Origin of the sequence: Vibrio breoganii (assembly GCF_001677275.1) — a bacterium.
Classification (GTDB): domain Bacteria; phylum Pseudomonadota; class Gammaproteobacteria; order Enterobacterales; family Vibrionaceae; genus Vibrio; species Vibrio breoganii.
The window spans coordinates 2,155,356-2,174,904 of the sequence record NZ_CP016177.1; the positions used below are offsets into that span (position 1 = coordinate 2,155,356).

16 protein-coding genes are annotated in these 19,549 nt (G+C 46.5%); 5 read left to right on the plus strand and 11 right to left on the minus strand.

The window, feature by feature from the left end; translation table 11 throughout:
• Positions 1 to 289: 289 nt before the first annotated feature.
• Positions 290 to 4,183: a phosphoribosylformylglycinamidine synthase gene (gene purL / locus A6E01_RS09945; RefSeq protein WP_065210152.1), complete on the minus strand. Its 3,894-nt coding sequence runs from the start codon at positions 4,181 to 4,183 to the stop codon at positions 290 to 292.
• A 328-nt stretch (positions 4,184 to 4,511) separates the two neighbouring features.
• Here purL and mltF point away from each other — a divergent pair, with 328 nt between their 5' ends.
• Complete coding sequence (gene mltF / locus A6E01_RS09950; protein WP_065210153.1) at positions 4,512 to 6,005, plus strand: membrane-bound lytic murein transglycosylase MltF; 1,494 nt, start codon at positions 4,512 to 4,514, stop codon at positions 6,003 to 6,005.
• A 173-nt stretch (positions 6,006 to 6,178) separates the two neighbouring features.
• Complete coding sequence (locus A6E01_RS21630; protein WP_257744107.1) at positions 6,179 to 6,313, plus strand: hypothetical protein; 135 nt, start codon at positions 6,179 to 6,181, stop codon at positions 6,311 to 6,313.
• Positions 6,314 to 6,358: 45 nt separating this feature from the next.
• On the opposite strand, the gene tadA is transcribed toward A6E01_RS21630, so the two are convergent.
• Positions 6,359 to 6,889, minus strand: coding sequence for a tRNA adenosine(34) deaminase TadA (tadA, locus tag A6E01_RS09955; RefSeq protein WP_017028278.1), 531 nt, complete (start codon positions 6,887 to 6,889; stop codon positions 6,359 to 6,361).
• Positions 6,890 to 6,904: 15 nt separating this feature from the next.
• The gene (locus A6E01_RS09960) at positions 6,905 to 7,795 is read right to left on the minus strand and encodes a LysR substrate-binding domain-containing protein (protein WP_017243411.1); all 891 of its coding nucleotides are present in this window, start codon (positions 7,793 to 7,795) and stop codon (positions 6,905 to 6,907) included.
• A gap of 118 nt (positions 7,796 to 7,913) precedes the next feature.
• Here A6E01_RS09960 and A6E01_RS09965 point away from each other — a divergent pair, with 118 nt between their 5' ends.
• Together A6E01_RS09965 and fghA are read left to right on the plus strand one after the other, a co-directional pair.
• On the plus strand, positions 7,914 to 9,044 hold the full coding sequence (locus A6E01_RS09965; protein WP_017243412.1) for an S-(hydroxymethyl)glutathione dehydrogenase/class III alcohol dehydrogenase: 1,131 nt from the start codon (positions 7,914 to 7,916) through the stop codon (positions 9,042 to 9,044).
• Positions 9,045 to 9,107: 63 nt separating this feature from the next.
• Entirely contained in the window at positions 9,108 to 9,944 is an 837-nt protein-coding gene (fghA, locus tag A6E01_RS09970) for an S-formylglutathione hydrolase (RefSeq protein ID WP_017028281.1), read from the plus strand.
• Positions 9,945 to 10,009: 65 nt separating this feature from the next.
• On the opposite strand, the gene A6E01_RS09975 is transcribed toward fghA, so the two are convergent.
• From A6E01_RS09975 to grpE, 8 genes are all read right to left on the minus strand, one after another.
• A complete protein-coding gene (locus tag A6E01_RS09975) occupies positions 10,010 to 11,566 on the minus strand; it encodes an AbgT family transporter (protein WP_065210154.1) in 1,557 nt (518 codons plus the stop codon).
• Between the two features lie 295 nt (positions 11,567 to 11,861).
• Positions 11,862 to 12,212 (minus strand): hypothetical protein, encoded by a 351-nt coding sequence (locus tag A6E01_RS09980; protein ID WP_065210155.1) that lies wholly within the window; start codon positions 12,210 to 12,212, stop codon positions 11,862 to 11,864.
• Between the two features lie 28 nt (positions 12,213 to 12,240).
• Complete coding sequence (locus A6E01_RS09985) at positions 12,241 to 13,134, minus strand: hypothetical protein (protein WP_237334472.1); 894 nt, start codon at positions 13,132 to 13,134, stop codon at positions 12,241 to 12,243.
• The gene (locus A6E01_RS09990) at positions 13,121 to 13,681 is read right to left on the minus strand and encodes a hypothetical protein (protein ID WP_065210156.1); all 561 of its coding nucleotides are present in this window, start codon (positions 13,679 to 13,681) and stop codon (positions 13,121 to 13,123) included. The genes A6E01_RS09985 and A6E01_RS09990 overlap by 14 nt, the downstream gene beginning before the upstream one ends.
• The gene (locus tag A6E01_RS09995; protein WP_065210157.1) at positions 13,675 to 14,181 is read right to left on the minus strand and encodes a hypothetical protein; all 507 of its coding nucleotides are present in this window, start codon (positions 14,179 to 14,181) and stop codon (positions 13,675 to 13,677) included. The genes A6E01_RS09990 and A6E01_RS09995 overlap by 7 nt, the downstream gene beginning before the upstream one ends.
• A 141-nt stretch (positions 14,182 to 14,322) precedes the next feature.
• Positions 14,323 to 15,468, minus strand: coding sequence for a molecular chaperone DnaJ (gene dnaJ / locus A6E01_RS10000; protein WP_017028287.1), 1,146 nt, complete (start codon positions 15,466 to 15,468; stop codon positions 14,323 to 14,325).
• A 265-nt stretch (positions 15,469 to 15,733) separates the two neighbouring features.
• Positions 15,734 to 17,650, minus strand: coding sequence for a molecular chaperone DnaK (dnaK, locus tag A6E01_RS10005; protein ID WP_017243418.1), 1,917 nt, complete (start codon positions 17,648 to 17,650; stop codon positions 15,734 to 15,736).
• 229 nt (positions 17,651 to 17,879) lie between these two features.
• On the minus strand, positions 17,880 to 18,506 hold the full coding sequence (grpE, locus tag A6E01_RS10010) for a nucleotide exchange factor GrpE (RefSeq protein ID WP_017028289.1): 627 nt from the start codon (positions 18,504 to 18,506) through the stop codon (positions 17,880 to 17,882).
• 150 nt (positions 18,507 to 18,656) lie between these two features.
• Here grpE and nadK point away from each other — a divergent pair, with 150 nt between their 5' ends.
• A complete protein-coding gene (gene nadK, locus A6E01_RS10015) occupies positions 18,657 to 19,541 on the plus strand; it encodes an NAD(+) kinase (protein ID WP_065210158.1) in 885 nt (294 codons plus the stop codon).
• Positions 19,542 to 19,549 lie beyond the last annotated feature (8 nt).

Sequence of the window (19,549 nt, forward strand, 5' to 3'; positions counted from 1 at the left end):
CTGCCTATCTAAAATAGCTGATTTTCAATTGTTTACAATAAAATAATTGAACCTGCTTGTAAGTTTAGTGTCAATTCCGTCTTCCCGACATCGGAATCATATGTGAACCTAATAAATACAATCAACATCAAAAGGTTAGGTTAATAAATGCAAAGATTCAACAACTAAAGCTACAAATACCAAACACCAGCAACAAACCAGAAACTATTCGTAACTTATTAAATTTAGACACAAAAAAAAGCGACCTTTGCAGGTCGCTCTTGTATATAAATAAGACTATTAACGCTGTTTAGCCGATATTCTTACGAACGTTGCGGAACATGCGCATCCAAGCCGAATCTTCACCCCAAGACTCTGGAGCCCATGAGTTGGCTACGGTTCTAAATACACGCTCTGGGTGCGGCATCATAATAGTCACACGGCCATCTGCTGTAGTTAGACCTGTAATTGCGTTTGGTGAACCATTCGGGTTGTTCGGGTACTGCTGAGTCGCATTACCGTTATTGTCTACGTAACGCAGTGCAACCGTACCTGAGTTCTCAATCGCATTCAGATGAGCTGAATCTTTCACTTCAACTCGACCTTCACCATGAGATACAGCGATAGGCATACGAGAGCCCGCCATACCATCAAAGAACACAGAATCAGACTTCTGAACCTCAACCAAGCTAAAGCGAGCCTCAAAGCGCTCAGATTCATTACGTACGAATCGAGGCCAAAGGTCAGCACCAGGGATCAGCTCTTTAAGGTTAGACAGCATCTGACAGCCATTACATACACCTAGAGAGAAGGTATCTTCGCGGTTGAAGAAGCCTTCAAACTGGTCGCGAGCCGCTGAGTTAAACAGTACAGACTTAGCCCAGCCTTCACCAGCGCCTAGAACATCACCGTAAGAGAAGCCACCACAAGCCACAAGGCCTTGGTATTCTTCAAGTACCGCTTGGCCTGTTAGGATATCGCTCATATGGATATCAACAGAATCAAAGCCAGCACGGTCAAAGGCAGCAGCCATTTCTACATGAGAGTTGACACCTTGCTCACGCAAGATTGCCATCTTAGGCTTAACGCCTGTTGCAATGTATGGTGCCGCTACATCTTCACGGACATCGAAGGTTAGGTCTACGTTTAGGCCTGGGTCAGAATTATCTTTCTTCGCTGCAAACTCTTGGTCTGCACAAGCAGGGTTATCACGCAGCGCTTGCATCTTATGCGTCGTTTCAGCCCAGATAGTACGTAGTTCGATACGAGAGCGCTCTATGATTGCACTGCCGTTAGCAAAGATTTCAAAGCTGTCGCTTGCTTCAACACTGCCGATAACATGTGAACATGCTTCTAGGCCGTTTGCTGCCAATACTGCGCGCACTTGCTCAAGGTCTTCGTTCTTAACCTGAACAACCGCACCTAATTCTTCATTGAAGAGTGTCGCTAGCGTGTCTTCGCCTAGATCAGAGATGTCAGCTTTCATGCCACAGTGACCAGCAAACGCCATCTCAGCAAGGGTAACAAATAGACCGCCATCACCTTTATCGTGGTAAGCAACCAGCTTGTCATCACGCACTAGGGTTTGCATCGCGTCAAAGAAGCCTTTTAGCTGCTCTGCGTTATCCACATCAGCAGGCTTATCACCCAACTGCTTGTAAACCTGTGCCAGTGCTGTAGCACCCATGCGGTTCTTGCCATTGCCAAGGTCAACAAGGACTAGGCTTGAATCGCCTTTGTCGGTACGAAGCTGCGGCGTTACCGTCTTACGCACATCTTCTACGCGACCAAATGCTGTGATAACCAGTGAAAGTGGAGAAGTCACTTCTTTGTCTTCACCATTCTCGTTCCACTTAGTCTTCATCGACATAGAGTCTTTACCCACAGGGATAGTCAGACCCAGTGCCGGACATAGCTCTTCACCCACAGCCTTCACTGCTTCATAAAGACCTGCATCTTCACCAGGGTGACCTGCTGGAGACATCCAGTTTGCCGAAAGCTTAATGCGTTTAATATCGCCAATGTCAGTACCCGCGATGTTAGTGAGAGACTCACCCACAGCTAAACGAGCTGAAGCGCCGAAGTCTAGCAGTGCCACTGGAGTACGCTCACCCATCGACATAGACTCGCCGTGGTAAGTGTCGTAGCTCGCTGCAGTCACAGCACAGTTCGCCACCGGTACCTGCCAAGGGCCAACCATTTGGTCGCGAGCGACTAGGCCCGTTACACTGCGGTCACCAATGGTGATTAGGAAGGTTTTCTCAGCAACGGTTGGTAGGCGAAGTACGCGATCAACCGCTTCGTTTAGCTCAATTCCATCGCGATTGATTGCCGGGCTTTCAACCTTCAGCGTTTGCGCGTCACGGTGCATCTTAGGTGTTTTACCTAACAAGATGTCCATTGGCATATCGATTGGCGTGTTATCGAAATGAGAATCTTCGAGTGTTAGCTGACGCTCTTCAGTTGCGATACCTACAACCGCGTACGGTGCACGTTCACGCTTACAGATAGCGTCAAACGCTGCCATGTTCTCATCCGCAACTGCCATTACATAGCGCTCTTGAGATTCGTTACACCAGATCTCTAGTGGGCTCATGCCCGGCTCATCGTTTGGCACATCACGCAGTTGGAATTTACCACCACGCTCGCCATCATCGACGAGTTCAGGTAGTGCGTTCGAGATACCGCCAGCACCCACATCGTGGATAAAGGCAATTGGGTTGTCATCGCCAAGCTGCCAACAACGGTCGATCACTTCTTGACAGCGACGCTCCATTTCAGGGTTTTCACGCTGAACAGAGGCAAAATCTAGGTCTTCTGCCGACTGACCTGACGCCATTGAAGAAGCGGCACCGCCACCAAGGCCGATGTTCATTGCAGGACCGCCAAGTACGATTAGCTTAGCGCCTACAGGGATTTCTTTCTTCTGAACGTGCTCGTCACGAATATTACCCATACCACCAGCAATCATAATTGGCTTGTGGTAACCACGGATTTCTTCACCCGCGTGAGAGGTGACTTTTTCTTCGTAAGTACGGAAGTAACCCAATAGGTTTGGACGACCAAATTCGTTGTTGAATGCTGCGCCACCTAGCGGGCCTTCAGTCATGATGTCTAAAGCCGTAACGATACGGCCTGGCTTACCAAAGTCCGTTTCCCATGGCTGCTCAAAACCTGGAATACGTAGGTTTGAGGTTGTGAATCCCACTAGACCCGCTTTTGGCTTGCCACCAATACCGGTCGCGCCTTCATCACGAATCTCACCACCAGAACCGGTTGAAGCACCTGGCCAAGGAGAGATTGCTGTTGGGTGGTTATGGGTTTCAACCTTCATCAAGATGTGTGCATCTTCATGATTGTAAGAGTATTGACGAGTCTCTGGATTCGGGAAGAAACGACCCACTTTAGAGCCTTCCATAACCGCTGCGTTGTCTTTGTATGCAGACAGAACGTGGTCAGGGGTAACTTCCATGGTGTTCTTGATCATCTTGAACAGTGACTTGTCTTGAACTACGCCGTCAATTGTCCAATCTGCGTTGAAGATCTTATGGCGACAGTGCTCAGAGTTTGCTTGAGCAAACATCATCAATTCGATGTCGTTAGGGTTACGACCTAGTGTATTAAAGCTATCAACTAGGTAATCAATTTCATCTTCCGCTAGCGCAAGACCCAAGTTTACATTGGCGTCTTCTAGGGCTTTGCGGCCACCGGCTAGTACATCGACAACAGTATGCGGCGCTGGCTCTGCAACCGTGAATAGTGCAGCAGCTTGTTCCATCTCACCAAAGACCACTTCCATCATGCGGTCATGTACCAATGCTTTTACAGCCTTGATTTGTGCTTCATCCAAAGCAACAGATGTTTCAACATAGTATGCCGTACCACGCTCTAGACGCTTAACCTTGTCCAAGCCACAGTTATGAGCAATATCTGTCGACTTAGAAGACCAAGGAGAGATAGTGCCTGGGCGAGGAGTCACAAGCACTAAAGTGCCTTGTGGTTCATGCTCTTCGATCGTTGGACCATAAGTAAGCAGCTTTTCAAGCTTCTCTGCCTCTGACGCGTCAAGTTCTGCACTCACGTCTGCAAAATGCATAAACTCAGCATAAATACCTGTTACTGGCAGGTCTTGTTCACGGCAAAGTTCTAGTAGTTTTTGTACACGAAACTCAGAAAGAGCTGGGGAGCCACGCAAAATTCTCATGTGCTTAGGTCTCTTTGATGATGGATTAAAGATAATATTCAAATAAAAACAATAACTTAATTAAATTATCCATCTTTATTTCAATATTACCTGGGTTGTTTCGGGCGTATTATAAAGCAAATCTTTTTGTGAAGTAACACAAAAAGCAACCGTTTGCGCAATTTTTTGCGTCAAGGTATCTCTGATGGATACATCGTGAGGTCAAACCCTCAGATGCGAATACAGTTTGCTCATGATTCTAGTTTCACTTCCCCGGTGATAAGGGGTTTGATATAAAGGGCGAAGCGTTAAAAAAAATCCCCCTTATTATTCGGAGTTGTCCCGCACAATGCGCACGTCAGTGTTAACTAAATTCTCCCTGCTAATGGCCTCGTTCATAGCCTTACTTTCTGTCACTGGCTGTCAGTACGAAACCGACACTAAGAACGAATTGCAACAGATCAAAGACCGAGGTGTGCTGCGCGTTGGAACGCTAAACAATCAACTCTCCTATTATATCGGCCCTGATGGCCCCACCGGCTTAGAGTATGAGCTAGCGTCAGAGTTTGCGAAGCAACTTGGCGTTCGTTTGGAGATCAAACCTGCCTATCGCCTCTCTGAGCTATTCCCTGCATTAAGAAATGGCGAGGTCGACATTGTTGCGGCAGGCCTTACTCAGGCACCTAACCGAGTTAAAGCGTTTAGAGCGGGACCGGCTTATTACTACGTCAGCCAGCAAGTGGTCTACAAAAAAGGCACTTGGCGCCCTCGCAACCTAGACCAGCTCATTGAAAGCGGTGAATCCATTACTGTGGTTAAAGGATCGCATTTTGAGCAGACCCTCTTGGATCTTGCGAAGGAGCATCCTGATCTTAAATACGAGATCACCGATAGCTATGATATTAATGATTTGCTAAAACAAGTCTCGCAAGGCGAGCGTCTATTTACAGTCGCCGATTCTATCGAGCTTTCCATTACTCAACGTATCTACCCTAATATCGCGCTCGCGTTTGAATTAACAGAAGACCAGCCTACGTCTTGGTTCTTGCGCAGAGGCGCAGACGAGAGCCTTTATGCTCTGGTTTTAGAGTTCTTTGGCGGCATTCAACAAAATGGTCAATTACAGCTAATAGAAGAGAAGTACTTTGGGCATATCGAAGACTTTGATTATGTCGATACTCGCGCGTTTGTACGCGCCTTAGACAGCAAACTACCTAAATGGGAACCTCTCTTTCAAAAGTATGCCGGTGAGTTTGACTGGCGCTTAATCGCCGCCCTTGCTTATCAAGAGTCACATTGGAATCCAGATGCAAAATCGCCAACAGGTGTGCGTGGCATGATGATGTTGACTCTACCCACGGCAAAAAGTGTGGGTGTCACCGATCGCCTTGACCCTGAACAGTCGATTCGAGGCGGTGCTGATTACTTGAGAAAGATCGTTAATCGCATTCCCGACAGTATCAATCAGCATGAAAAAATCTGGTTTGCTTTAGCCTCATATAATGTTGGCTATGGGCACGTAATGGATGCTAGACGCATAACCAAAGCACAAGGTGCAGACCCTGATCTATGGAGTGATGTGAAAACGCGCCTACCCCTGCTTCGTAAAAAGGGTTACTACGAGTACACACGCTACGGCTATGCCCGTGGTGATGAGGCTCTCAATTATGTGGAAAATATTCGTCGTTACTATCAAAGCATCATTGGACATATTGACCAACGGGATCACGCCAGTGTAGAAACCAACACCGATGGCCTCATGGTGATAGAAGCCCTAGAGCCTGCAAAGTCTGAGGCTTCAGAAACACTCAGAGATGAAAGTGAATCCGCCACCGAGGAATAGAGAGAGATGGCTCACAAATTAAATTCAACTGAACAATCGTTTGCGTTTATTTGCGATCTAGATCCTATGTTTAGATTCATATTATAGTAACAATCATGTTCTATATATGTGTAGTGCAAACATCGAAACGTCAGTGATTGTTTGCCTACATGAAGTTCATAGGAGATTGTTCGTTGAAACTAAAAAGAAAGCTATCTAAGAAATTATCAAATAGCACTGTTTCAGCTAACCGTCGTAAGCGTATGCTAGCCAATAACAAGAAGAAGCTTCTTTGGCGAAACCGTTCTTACGTAACGTTAGCGTTGTAGTAAAACTGAAAGCAAACATTTGGCGCAAAGAAGTTGAATGTTTGCCTAATCCCCCTTCTGCTCAGCCTCTCTTTTCAAACGCTTTAATTCTTTCTGCTCTTTCCTGCGCCTTTTAAAAAACGCCTGCAATTGTTCTCTGCATTCTACTTCCATCAAGCCCGATTCAACCGTAGCGTAATGATAAGCCGCTTGGCTTTCAAATAGATCAAGCACCGTTCCTGCCGCTCCAGCTTTGAGATCCTGCGCACCAAACACAATACGTTTTACTCGACTATGCAATAAGGCACCTGCACACATAGGGCAAGGCTCAAGAGTGACGTATAAGGTGGTATCAAGCAGTCGATAATTTTGCAAAGCCTCACCGGCCTTTCGCAGTACCTGGATCTCAGCATGAGCGGTCGCATCGTGAGCGCCAATACAACGGTTCCAGCCTTCAGCAATGATTTCATTATCTCTTACCAGAACCGCGCCTACCGGCACCTCGCCTTCATCTTCTGCATTTTGCGCAAGCTCTATAGCACGCTGCATATAATGATGGTCTTGTTCAGAAAAGGATGGAGTGTTTATTTCGCTCATATCAAGGCCTACGAATTAATTTGAGGGCAATGTACCCTGAGCCAGTTTCGCGCTCAAGAATTCAATTGCCATTTTGACTTTAGGTGAAAGATGACGGTTTTGTGGATACAGTGCCCAGATAGGCTCTCGCTCGCAGCGATAATCAGGGAGCAGCTCTACTAGGTTGTTCTTTTCTATATGCGACGCCACATAGAAGTCAGGAAGCTGAACGACACCTCGCCCTTGCAAAGCAGCTGCAGTCAGGACATTTCCGCTATTGCATCGAAAGCTCCCTCTCATCGTAAGGTTGAGCTTTTTGTTATTTTCCAGAAAACGCCAGGTAGAAGAGGAGCTCAACAGGCAATCATAGTCAGCCAACTGAGAGGGATGTGGAACTTCTCCATGCTCAGCAATATAGTCAGGGCTTGCGCACACATATTGCTGACGCTCCGAGAGCTTCTTTGCAATGAGAGTGGAGTCCGGAAGCTCGCCGATACGAATCGCAATATCGAATTTATCAGCGATGAGGTCTAGCCTATCGTTACTCAATTGCAAATCCAGCTCGAGCTGAGGATAAAGCGCAACAAACTCCATCAGCAAGGGCGCTATCACCGATTCTCCATAGGTAGTGGGCGCCGTGATTCGCAAACGGCCGATAGGTAAAGAGTGCGATTCGGTAACCTCTCTTTCTGCTTCTGCGAGCCCATCAAGTAGCATACGGCAATGCTCAGCATACCCTAGCCCAACATCCGTCACTGATACTCTGCGTGTTGTTCTGTGTACCAGTTTGACGCCTAATCGAGCTTCTAAAGCGGATAATCGACGGCTGATCTGAGCAACAGAGGTATCGAGCGCGAGCGCTGCCTTAGTGAAGCTTTCACTATCCGCCACAGCAACGAACTCTTCAATGCCTTCCCACTGACTCATTATTACACCTGCGTAAAAGTGATTTTCAAAAAGGCTAGTTTATCATCATAAAAGAAACAATATAATCGTTCTCATAGTCTAAAGTTTTAACTAACCCTTTCGCCAATAGGAAATCACTATGACCGACCAATTTATCAAATCACGCGCAGCTGTTGCTTGGGGACCAAACCAACCACTGACTATGGAAGAAGTGGATGTCATGTTGCCTCGAAAAGGCGAGGTTCTGGTAAAGATCATCGCAACCGGCGTATGTCATACCGATGCATTTACTCTATCGGGCGAAGATCCAGAGGGTATCTTCCCGTCAATTCTCGGCCATGAGGGTGGCGGTGTTGTAGAGATGGTCGGCGAAGGCGTCACCAGTGTCTCTGTAGGTGATCATGTAATTCCTCTTTATACCGCAGAGTGTGGCGAGTGTAAGTTCTGTAAATCAGGTAAGACCAACCTATGCCAAGCGGTACGCGAAACCCAAGGCAAGGGCTTGATGCCAGATGGTACAACACGCTTCTACAAAGATGGCCAGCCTATTTATCACTATATGGGTTGCTCTACCTTCTCTGAATACACAGTATTGCCTGAGATCTCTTTGGCAAAAGTGAACAAAGATGCCCCTCTTGAAGAGGTGTGCTTACTAGGCTGTGGGGTTACCACAGGTATGGGCGCGGTATTGAATACAGCCAAGGTAGAAAAAGGCGATAACGTGGCTATCTTTGGCCTTGGCGGTATCGGTCTGTCGGCAATCATTGGGGCGAAAATGGCTGGAGCGAATCGCATCATCGGCGTTGATATCAACGAAAGTAAGTTTGAATTAGCGAAGCAACTAGGCGCTACCGACTGCATTAACCCTAAAGACTACGATAAGCCAATCCAAGAAGTGATCGTTGAGATGACGGATGGCGGTGTTGAGTACTCATTTGAATGTATTGGTAATGTCGATGTGATGCGTTCTGCCCTTGAGTGTTGTCACAAGGGTTGGGGCGAATCCGTTATCATTGGTGTTGCCGGTGCAGGGCAAGAGATCTCTACTCGTCCATTTCAGTTAGTCACTGGGCGCGTATGGCGCGGAAGTGCATTTGGCGGGGTGAAAGGCCGCTCTGAACTGCCTGAGATTGTAAATCGCTATATGGCTGGCGAGTTTGGCCTGCAAGAGTTCATCACTCACACCATGGGCCTTGAAGACATCAACGAAGCCTTTGACCTAATGCACCGAGGTGAAAGTATTCGAACGGTAATCCATTTCGATAAATAACAGCAGTAATAGCGGCGCTATATCCAGGATGTAGCGCCGCTTTTTTTATTTTGGGAACCCTTTATGAGCATCAACAAAATCAGTGAAACAAAAGTCTTTGGTGGGTTGCATCAACGATTTACTCATCAATCCAGCGCTACACAATGTGAGATGACCTTTGCCATCTTCTTACCCCCGCAGGCCGAGCAACACCCTGTGCCTGTGCTCTACTGGCTTTCGGGACTCACCTGCACCGATGAAAACTTCATGCAAAAAGCCGGGGCCTTTCGCAAGGCTGCCGAATTGGGTATTGCTATTGTCGCTCCCGACACTAGCCCTAGAGGTGACTCAGTACCCGATGACAGCGACAAAGCCTATGACTTCGGACTAGGAGCAGGGTTTTACTTAAACGCCACCGAAGCGCCTTGGAACGCATACTATCAGATGTACTCCTATGTGGTTGATGAATTGCCCGCTTTGATTGAGTTGCAGTTTCCGGTCACCCACAAGAAAGCGATCTCAGGACACAGCATGGGCGGTCATGGCGCCTTGATCATAGGGCTGAAGAATCAAGACAAATACCAATCAATCTCAGCGTTTAGTCCTATTACCAACCCGACCGAATGCCCTTGGGGCATCAAGGCATTCTCAAACTATCTAGGTAATGAGCAAGCGCAATGGCAAGAGTATGACGCATGTAAGCTGCTGGCAAAGCACGGCTGTCAATTGCCGATTCTGGTTGACCAAGGTGATGCTGATGGCTTCTTAGAAGAGCAGCTGAAGCCTAACCATCTCATTGATGTGGCAGCACAGCAGCAACTGGACTTTGAGCTTCGTATGCAGGCTGGCTATGACCATAGTTATTTCTTTATCTCAAGCTTTATCGATGATCATCTAGCCTTCCACGCTAAACACCTGTAATACCAACCCGTAGAAACAACAAAGCCCGCCTAAATAGGCGGGCTTTTCTTTTATCTATAAGTCACTTACATAGTGTAAGTGTAAGGTGCTTGGATACCTAGTGGGATACCAAGAGCCCAGTAAGCTAGCAAGAAGATAGTCCAACCAATCAGCATTGCGATTGAGAATGGCATCATTAGAGAAGCTAGGGTACCGATACCTGTGTTCTTAACGTAGCGTTGGCAATAAACCACAACTAGAGGGAAGAACACCATTAGTGGAGAGATGATGTTAGATACAGAATCACCCACACGGTATGCAGCCTGAGATAGCTCAGGAGAGATACCCACCGCCATCAACATTGGAACTAGGATAGGACCAATCAGTGCCCACTTAGCCGATGCAGAACCTACAAGAAGGTTAACCATCGCTGTCAGTAGAATCATGCCAACAACCGTTGCTTCACCTGGAAGGTTCATCGCTTTTAGGCCTTCAGCGCCGTATAGCGCTAGCATAGTACCGATGTTTGATTGACCAAACGCCACTAGGAACTGAGCACAGAAGAATGACATTACCATGTACGCACCCATAGTGTTCATGGTGTCAGACATAGATTTGATGACGTCGTTGCTGCTAGAGAACTTACCTACCACTCGGCCATATACGATGCCAGGAATGATGAATAGGATGAAGATCAATGGAACAATTGACTGCATGATCGGCGCAGAGAATGCGGTGATCTCACCTTCAGGAGAACGCAGTGCAGAGTTCTCAGGCATGATTGCAAATACAAGTAGTGCAATACCCGCGATCATTGACCAACCAGCGTATTTGAATGCTTTCGCTTCTAGCTCAGTCATAGAGCCAAGATCAGGTGCTTCTTCAGCGTCTTCATCTACTTTAGTGGTCGCGTTTAGGCGAGGTTCGATGATGCGCTCAGTAACAAACCAACCGATAGCAACAATCAATACTGAAGATAGGCCAGTGAAGTAGATGTTTGCTAGTGGGTTAACAATGTATTCAGGGTCTAGAACGTTTGCCGCCGTCTGAGTAAAGCCAGCTAGAAGCGGGTCGATACCAGAAGGAATAAAGTTCGCAGAGAAACCACCAGATACACCTGCAAATGCAGCTGCAATACCCGCTAGAGGGTGACGACCCGCAGCGTGGAAGATGATACCACCTAGTGGGATAACCAATACGTAGCCAGCATCTGCTGCTGTGTGAGACACGATAGCAACAAGGATAAGCATTGGAGTAAGAAGTTTAGCTGGCGTGAAGCTCAACATCTTCTTTAGACCCGTAGTGATGAAGCCAGAAGAATCTGCTACACCAACACCCAACATTGCAACCAGAACGATACCTAAAGGAGCAAAGCCTGTGAAGGTCGTTACCATGTTCGCAAGGAAGTGGGCCAACGCATCACCGGTTAATAGGTTTGTAATCTCAAGAGGATCACCGGTACGCGGGTTAATTAGGTCAAAAGAGACATTAGAAAGTAGGGCTGAAAATACCCAAACTATGATTAATGCCCAAAAGAATAAGATAGCTGGATCTGGGATCTTATTACCTGCTTTTTCTATCAGGTTTAAGAAGCGATCCATGCCACCTTGTTTAGGTGTTGTGTGTGCTGCTTGGTTGCTCATTAGATTACCGCTCTGTGACTTTTACAAAAATGTAAAATGCTAAAAAATTGGTATTATTTTTATTAGGGCGCACATTTTACCCAAACTAATGCGAAAAAACAGAATCTAAGTTTGCAAAATGAGGTGTCTGGCGCTTATTTTGCACCCAGTTAACAAGTGCAAAATAATCCCATTACAGGTAAATCTACAATTAATCCACAAACGCAACCGAGCGGTTACCTAAACGATACTTTATGTATTCATATCGTTGATTATTACTCTCTGCAACATTTGATGGCGAGCAGTTAATATAGAGTTAATGAAATGCTACCCAAGTGGATATCGCAACAGATTCAGGCTGACCCCATGGATTGACCCAACTAGCAGCAACCTCTAGCTTGGTCCCCAATACGCCCACAGATGATGTTTGATTACTACTAGAGAGCGTCATATCAACACTGAGCTCTTCTAACGCTGGCCACTGCGGGTCGATGGCAGTGCCTGCAATCGTCCTAATGCGGGCGTACTCCAAATAGTTTTCCATATGATGCAGTACAAGTAAGGATTGCTCTGCGTGCTTCGACTCTCTTTGCAAAAACACGCCACCTTGAATCAAACTCAGCGACAGCAGTGACACCAAAGCGACGGATACCAATACCTCAAGCATGGAAGCCCCCAACTCCCTGAAAGAACAATTAGAAGTCACGCCAACTGCCTTTGAGCCATTCTCGCTTAGCAAACCTAAACCTAGACGTCATAAGATGCGCTTCATTTTCCACAACCTCTAGGACGCCTTGCTCAAGCAAAATCGGCGCTGAAAGCTCAAAAAACAATCCTCCCTCAATCATTGGATTTGCGACAATACTAACCTCAAAGCTTTCCTCCTCTGAGTGCCAGATTACGATGACTCCCTGTAGTGTTTGAGTGCCAGAAAAGGTCAAGTCGCCGCCAACAAACAATAGAAAAAATGGCTCAGCTGAGGATAAAGCGGTTAATTGATCCCAGTGATAAGTGCTAATAGAGCAATGGCCAATAATGACGAAACTGCGAGCACCATTCGCACTTTTTAGTAAAAGGTCATCACCGCAAGCCTGCTTTGACGTCACTTCAATTTCTTCCCCCCAGCGCGGTTTTAAGAGGCTGAGATCTGTATATCCAAAGAAATGCGAAACCACCGATGGTCCAACGAATATCGAAGATCCCAATATGCCCTGCGGTAAAGCCTGGTTTGAGGCAATTGCCACATCGTGTTCCATCTCCCCAAGGATCATAACAGCGCTGCTCGCTATGCTTCCTTGGTCTGCTTGAAGCTTAAACTGGTTCTTCATTTCTTGGGCTTCAAGCGACAAGTTAGTGTTGCCATCTTGCGCGCATTGCGCCGTTGGTAGTGTGTGTAGCGAGGTGGTATGGATAGCCAAGCAATTGATGGCCGACTCGAGTTGCCAATCGAGGTTCAGCCGCTTGTGGTGCAGGAGTGCTTGCCACTTCATTGAATCGGTCAAATAGCGAGAGTTATCTAATGCGATAAACCCCATTACAAATAGAAGTACTAACACCAAAAAGAGTACATACCCTCTACTGTGATGCATCGCCATCTACTTGCATGTTACGTGATGCCACATAGATAGCATTGGCTCTAGGAGACTCTCCTTTTAGCGCTATGGCATAGTCAATGCGCAGTAAACTTCCGTCATCAGAAGCCTTGGTAACCTCAAAGTCCCTCATAGATAAAAGCTTGTCGTTCAACATCGAAAAGTTGATGGTGTCAGAGCAGGTATCGAGCAAGGGTAATTCGGACCCGTGAGAGCCAGCGCAATACTTGAGTTTGTACTGCAACGCATCTCGCCAAATTGATACTCGGCGATACTCTCCTGCTTCATCTTTGTAACCCAGAGAAATTTTTGCTCCTTGTATCTCGATGCCATAAGATTGTGCGTACCCAGCCCTTCTTACTTCACTTCTTAGGTAAGTGGCTAGATGATGACTGGCGATGAGCAGTTGCGTGCGTTTGATTTGCTGTGACAACAACTGCTGCTGGTGCACAAATAAGGTAGAAGAAGAGAGCAACAGCAAACTGGACAGGCCAAGCCCGAGGACCAACTCAAGCAGTGATAGACCGCTTTGTGCCCTTAGCATGTGCTATAGCCATAAGTACGTTCACCGGCAGCGCAAATCCTGATTCTTCCAGTAATGTCATGGTAGATCACTTTGATCTTACTCTCCGCATCTAGCCAAACACTGATATTGCCGTTGCCCGATGGCCTGCCGGTTAGGCCTGAAAATCGCAGTACTGTTGTGGTCGAGCTTAAAGAAACATCGGAGAGGGTCTGAGGGTTAATCGCCTTATTGAATATGGAAGATGCAGTGCGCGCATCGGCATCTATATGGAGGGCGATATAGCTATTGCTGGGTGTTGATTGAATATGAAGCCATAGGTCCTTTTTCATTCCATAGGCGGCATCTCGCCCAGCAATAAAAGCGGTATGAACTTGAGCTACCGCACGCTTCATTTTGAGATTATCAAGTTGCTGCTGAACTGGGCTAACGACCCACTGGCCTGTTATCCCCAATAACAAACAACATACCAATACCTCGATGAGAGAGTAACCCTTAATGCTCTTGATTGTCGTGTTCATAACCGAACACTAGTTGACTCTGCAACGAAGGTAAATCTGGCAAAAGTATCTTAGGGGATAAGACGCAAAAACTCATACTTCTACTGGTACAAAAAAGGCCAACACTAGGTTGGCCTTTACAAATCAAACGCTAATCAACACTTAGCTGGTTAGGTCATCAAAGAATTTTTTAACGCCGTCGAAGAAGCCTTCAGACTTTGGCTTATGCTTGTTAGCCGCTTCGCCGCCGCAAGACTCTTCAAACTCTTTAAGCAGTTCTTTCTGACGAGCGTTCAGCTTAACTGGCGTCTCAACAACTAGCTTCACGATCAAGTCACCTTGTGGACCGCCACGAACGCCTTTCACACCCTTACTGCGCATACGGAACATACGGCCCGTTTGCGTTTCAGCAGGAACCTTCAGGCTTACACGTCCATCTAGAGTAGGAACTTCTACTTCGCCACCTAGAGCGGCCATAGTGAAGCTAACTGGAACTTCACAATACAAGTTGCTGCCGTCACGCTCAAAGATATGGTGCTCTTTAACGTGTACTTGAACATAAAGATCGCCCGCAGGAGCGCCGTGTTCACCAGCTTCACCCTCGCCTGATAGACGGATGCGATCGCCCGTATCTACGCCAGCTGGGATCTTAACGTTAAGTGATTTAGTTTTGTGCTTACGACCTTCACCATGACACGAGTCACACGGGTCTTTAATGATCTTGCCTTTACCGTGACAGGTAGGACAAGCTTGCTGCACAGCAAAGAAGCCTTGACGCATTTGAACCTGACCATGACCATGACAGGTGCCACACGTCTGAGCAGAAGAACCTTTCTTCGCGCCCGAACCATCACACACTTCACAGCCCACTAGCGTAGGAACTTCGATCTCTTTTGAGCAACCACGAACCGCTTCTTCAAGAGTCAGTTCCATATTGTATCGTAGGTCAGCGCCACGTTGTGCACGCTGTTGACCGCCGCCACGACGGCCGCCACCAAAGATATCACCAAACACATCACCGAAGATGTCGCCAAAATCAGCACCGCCGCCGCCACCAAAGCCGCCACCGCCCATGCCACCTTGTTCAAAGGCTGCATGACCATACTGGTCGTAGGCTGCACGTTTTTGAGAGTCAGTAAGAACCTCGTACGCCTCTTTAACCTCTTTAAACTTCTCAGACGCGCCATCGTCACCTTGGTTGCGGTCCGGGTGGAACTTCATTGCAAGGCGTTTGTATGCTTTCTTGATATCACGCTCAGAAGCGTCTCGGCTTACGCCCAGTACTTCGTAAAGATCACGTTTAGACATGTGTTTCGTCACCAAATTGTTTACTGCAAGCGGCTTGGCCGCCTAGTGTTTATATCGATATAGATGGAGGTTCTAGGTTCTAGGTTCTAGGTTCTAAAAATATCATCTATAGCGACAGCTATTATTACAAACAGAAGGGCGTTAAGGTTTCCCTAAACGCCCATAAGCTACTGTTAGAATAGAAAAAGTTATTTTCTAAACTAGAGCGAGTTATCCATAGAAGGCAGTACCTTCATCGTGAATTCACTCGCTATAGTGTCGAGAATTATTTTTTCTCGTCTTTTACTTCTTCAAACTCAGCATCAACAACATCGTCGTCTTGAGACTGTTGTTGGCCAGCGTCAGCACCTTGTGCTTGCTGTGCTTGAGCTTGCTGTTGAGCAATTTCCATTAGCTTTTGAGCCGCAGTCATTAGCGCTTGAACTTTAGCATCGATAGCTTCTTTGTCATCACCAGACTTAACTTCTTCTAGCTCAGTGATAGCTGCTTCGATCTTAGTCTTCTCTTCAGCAGGAAGTGCGTCGCCCGCTTCTTCGATTTGCTTACGAGTACCGTGGATCATTTGGTCAGCTTGGTTGCGTACAGTCACTAACTCTTCGAACTTCTTGTCCGCTTCTTTGTTAGCTTCTGCTTCTTGTACCATTTTCTCGATATCGTCGTCGCTTAGACCGCCAGACGCTTGGATAGTGATCTTCTGCTCTTTGTTAGTCTGCTTGTCTTTCGCAGAAACGTGCAGGATACCATCCGCATCAAGGTCGAAGGTTACTTCGATTTGAGGCATACCACGTGGTGCAGGCTGAATGCCTTCTAGGTTAAATTGACCTAGAGATTTGTTGTAAGACGCTTGCTTACGCTCACCTTGAAGAACGTGGATAGTTACCGCGTTCTGGTTGTCTTCTGCTGTAGAGAAAACTTGGTTCGCTTTCGTTGGGATAGTCGTGTTCTTCTCAACTAGCTTAGTCATTACGCCACCCATAGTCTCGATACCTAGAGACAGTGGAGTTACGTCAAGTAGAAGTACGTCAGTTACGTCGCCCGCAAGTACACCACCTTGAACTGCAGCACCCATTGCTACTGCTTCGTCAGGGTTAACGTCTTTACGTGGCTCTTTGCCGAAGAACTCAGTTACCTTAGCTTGAACCATAGGCATACGAGTCTGACCACCTACTAGGATTACGTCAGTGATTTCGCCTACAGATAGGTCAGCATCCGCTAGAGCAACTTTAAGTGGCTCAAGAGAACGTTGAACTAGGTCTTCAACTAGAGCTTCTAGTTTCGCACGCGTTACTTTAACGTTCATGTGCTTAGGACCAGTCGCGTCAGCAGTAACGTAAGGTAGGTTTACGTCAGTTTGAGTAGTAGAAGAAAGCTCGATTTTCGCTTTTTCTGCTGCTTCTTTAACACGCTGCATCGCTAGAGGATCAGCTTTAAGGTCGATACCTTGCTCTTTTTTGAACTCGTCAACCAAGTAGTTGATCATGCGGTTATCGAAGTCTTCACCACCAAGGTGAGTGTCACCGTTAGTTGCTAGAACTTCAAACGTCTTCTCGCCTTCAACTTCGTCGATTTCGATGATAGAGATATCGAATGTACCACCACCAAGGTCGTAAACTGCGATAGTGCGATCGCCACCAGACTTGTCTAGGCCGTATGCTAGAGCAGCAGCTGTTGGTTCGTTGATGATACGCTTAACTTCAAGACCTGCGATACGACCAGCATCTTTAGTTGCTTGACGCTGTGCATCGTTAAAGTAAGCAGGAACTGTGATTACAGCGCCAGTTACTTCTTCACCAAGGAAGTCTTCTGCAGTCTTCTTCATTTTCTTAAGAACTTCAGCAGATACTTGAGGAGCAGCCATTTTTTGGCCTTTCGCTTCTACCCATGCATCACCGTTGTCAGCCTTAACAATTTTGTAAGGCATGATTTCGATGTCACGCTGAACTTCTTCGTCTTCAAAACGACGACCGATTAGACGCTTGATTGCAAATAGCGTGTTTTCTGGGTTGGTTACTGCTTGACGTTTAGCAGGCTGGCCAACCAAAGTCTCGCCGTCTGTGTATGCGATTACAGATGCGGTTGTGCGCTCACCTTCTGCGTTTTCGATTACGCGTGGCTTTTCACCGTCTAGAACTGAAACGCATGAGTTAGTTGTACCTAAGTCAATACCAATGATTTTACCCATCAGGCTATCTCCAAAAATTTGATTATTTGTTTCTTTACTACCCCATAAGTGGGGATGCTTAGCTTGGATTCAACCCCAAGCTACAAATTAGTTAGTAGCAGTTAGCTTATGTTTAATTGCTCTGCACCATAGATAGGGTCTGGATTCTTTGTTTCAAGACTTGGGCAGAAAAAAAAACAAAAAAAGAGGCTGAAAACAGCCTCTTTTTAAAACTTGATGCTTTGGACGCTTATTTAGCAACCATTACCATCGCAGGACGAACCACACGACCATTAAGCTCATAACCCTTCTGCAATACGATAGTTACGGTATTGCTTTCGTGATCTGGGCTTTCAACCATAGATACTGCGTTGTGCAGTTCAGGGTTGAATGCTTCACCAACGGGGTTAATTTCTACTAGACCGTTTTTAGAAACAACATCAGTAAATGATTTATGTGTCATTTCGATGCCTTCAAGGAATGGCTTAACCACTTCGTTCTCAGAGTCAGCCGCTTCCATAGCACGCTCTAGGTTATCGATAACCGGTAGCAATTCTTCAGCAAACTTGTTAATCGCAAATTTACGAGCTTTAGACATCTCTTGTTCTGTGCGGCGACGCATGTTCTCTACTTCAGCTTTAGCGCGAATAACGCTGTCTTGCTGTTCTTTAAGACGCATCTCTGTTTGAAGCAATGCAGCTTCTAGTTGTGCAACCTTAGACTCTTCCACTTCTGCATCAGTTTCTTCGTTCCACTCGATGTCACCTTCACCGCCGATCACTTCAGCTTCTTCAGTCACTTCTTCTGCAACTTGTTCAGCTTCATTGGCCGCTTGTGCTAGTTCTTCTTCGTTAATCTTGTTTTCTTTATCGCTCATGATCTCTCCGACGCGGATACGCATATTCCTGAAAGTGCTATTATTTTGACAGAAATGCATCCACAAAAAATTAGCATCTGAATTCAACTTGCCTTTATTATGGGGATCATCGTTTCTGAATCAAGCCTAACCATTTATTTTGGGACTAAAATGAGCAAGCATTTCTCTACAATCGCTATTTTGGGTAAACCTCGCGACATCAGTGCCATCCAGACTCACCATGAGATCTATCATTGGCTTGCTGAAAAAGACTATCGCATTCTTATTGATGACCGACTACAAGAGTTGTTACCCGAATTAGACGACAAGGTCTTCAGCAACCTAATGCAAATAGGCAAAGAGGCCGACTTAGCTATTGTAGTCGGAGGGGACGGAAACATGCTAGGCGCTGCTCGTGTCCTGTCTAGATTTGATATTTCGGTCATTGGTGTCAACAAGGGCAATCTTGGATTCCTGACCGATTTAGACCCCGATAACTTCAAAGCACCCTTAGAAGAAGTCCTAGACGGCCATTACCTCACAGAACAGCGCTTTCTTTTAGAAACTGAGATACATCGTCACGGTCTGGTAAAAAGCCAAAATGCGGCGCTCAACGAAGCAGTGCTTCACCCTGGTAAAGTGGCTAATATGATTGAGTTCGAGGTGTATATCGACAACTCTTTTGCCTTCTCACAGCGTTCTGACGGCTTGATACTCTCAACGCCAACCGGTTCTACTGCCTACTCTCTCTCTGGCGGTGGTCCAATCCTATCCCCAAGCCTAAACACCATCTCCTTGGTACCTATGTTTCCTCATACGTTATCAAGCCGTCCGCTAGTAGTGGATGGGAATCGTCGTATTAAGTTGGTATTAGCTCCGGATAACCGTGGCACCCAAGAGGTGAGCTGTGACGGGCAGATTTCATTGCCTGTAGAGCCTGGTGATGAGATACATATTTATCGTAGTGATAATGTACTGCAACTTATCCATCCAAAAGACTACAGCTACTACCATGTACTGCGAGAGAAATTGGGCTGGTCGAGCAAACTTTTTTAAGCCAGCAC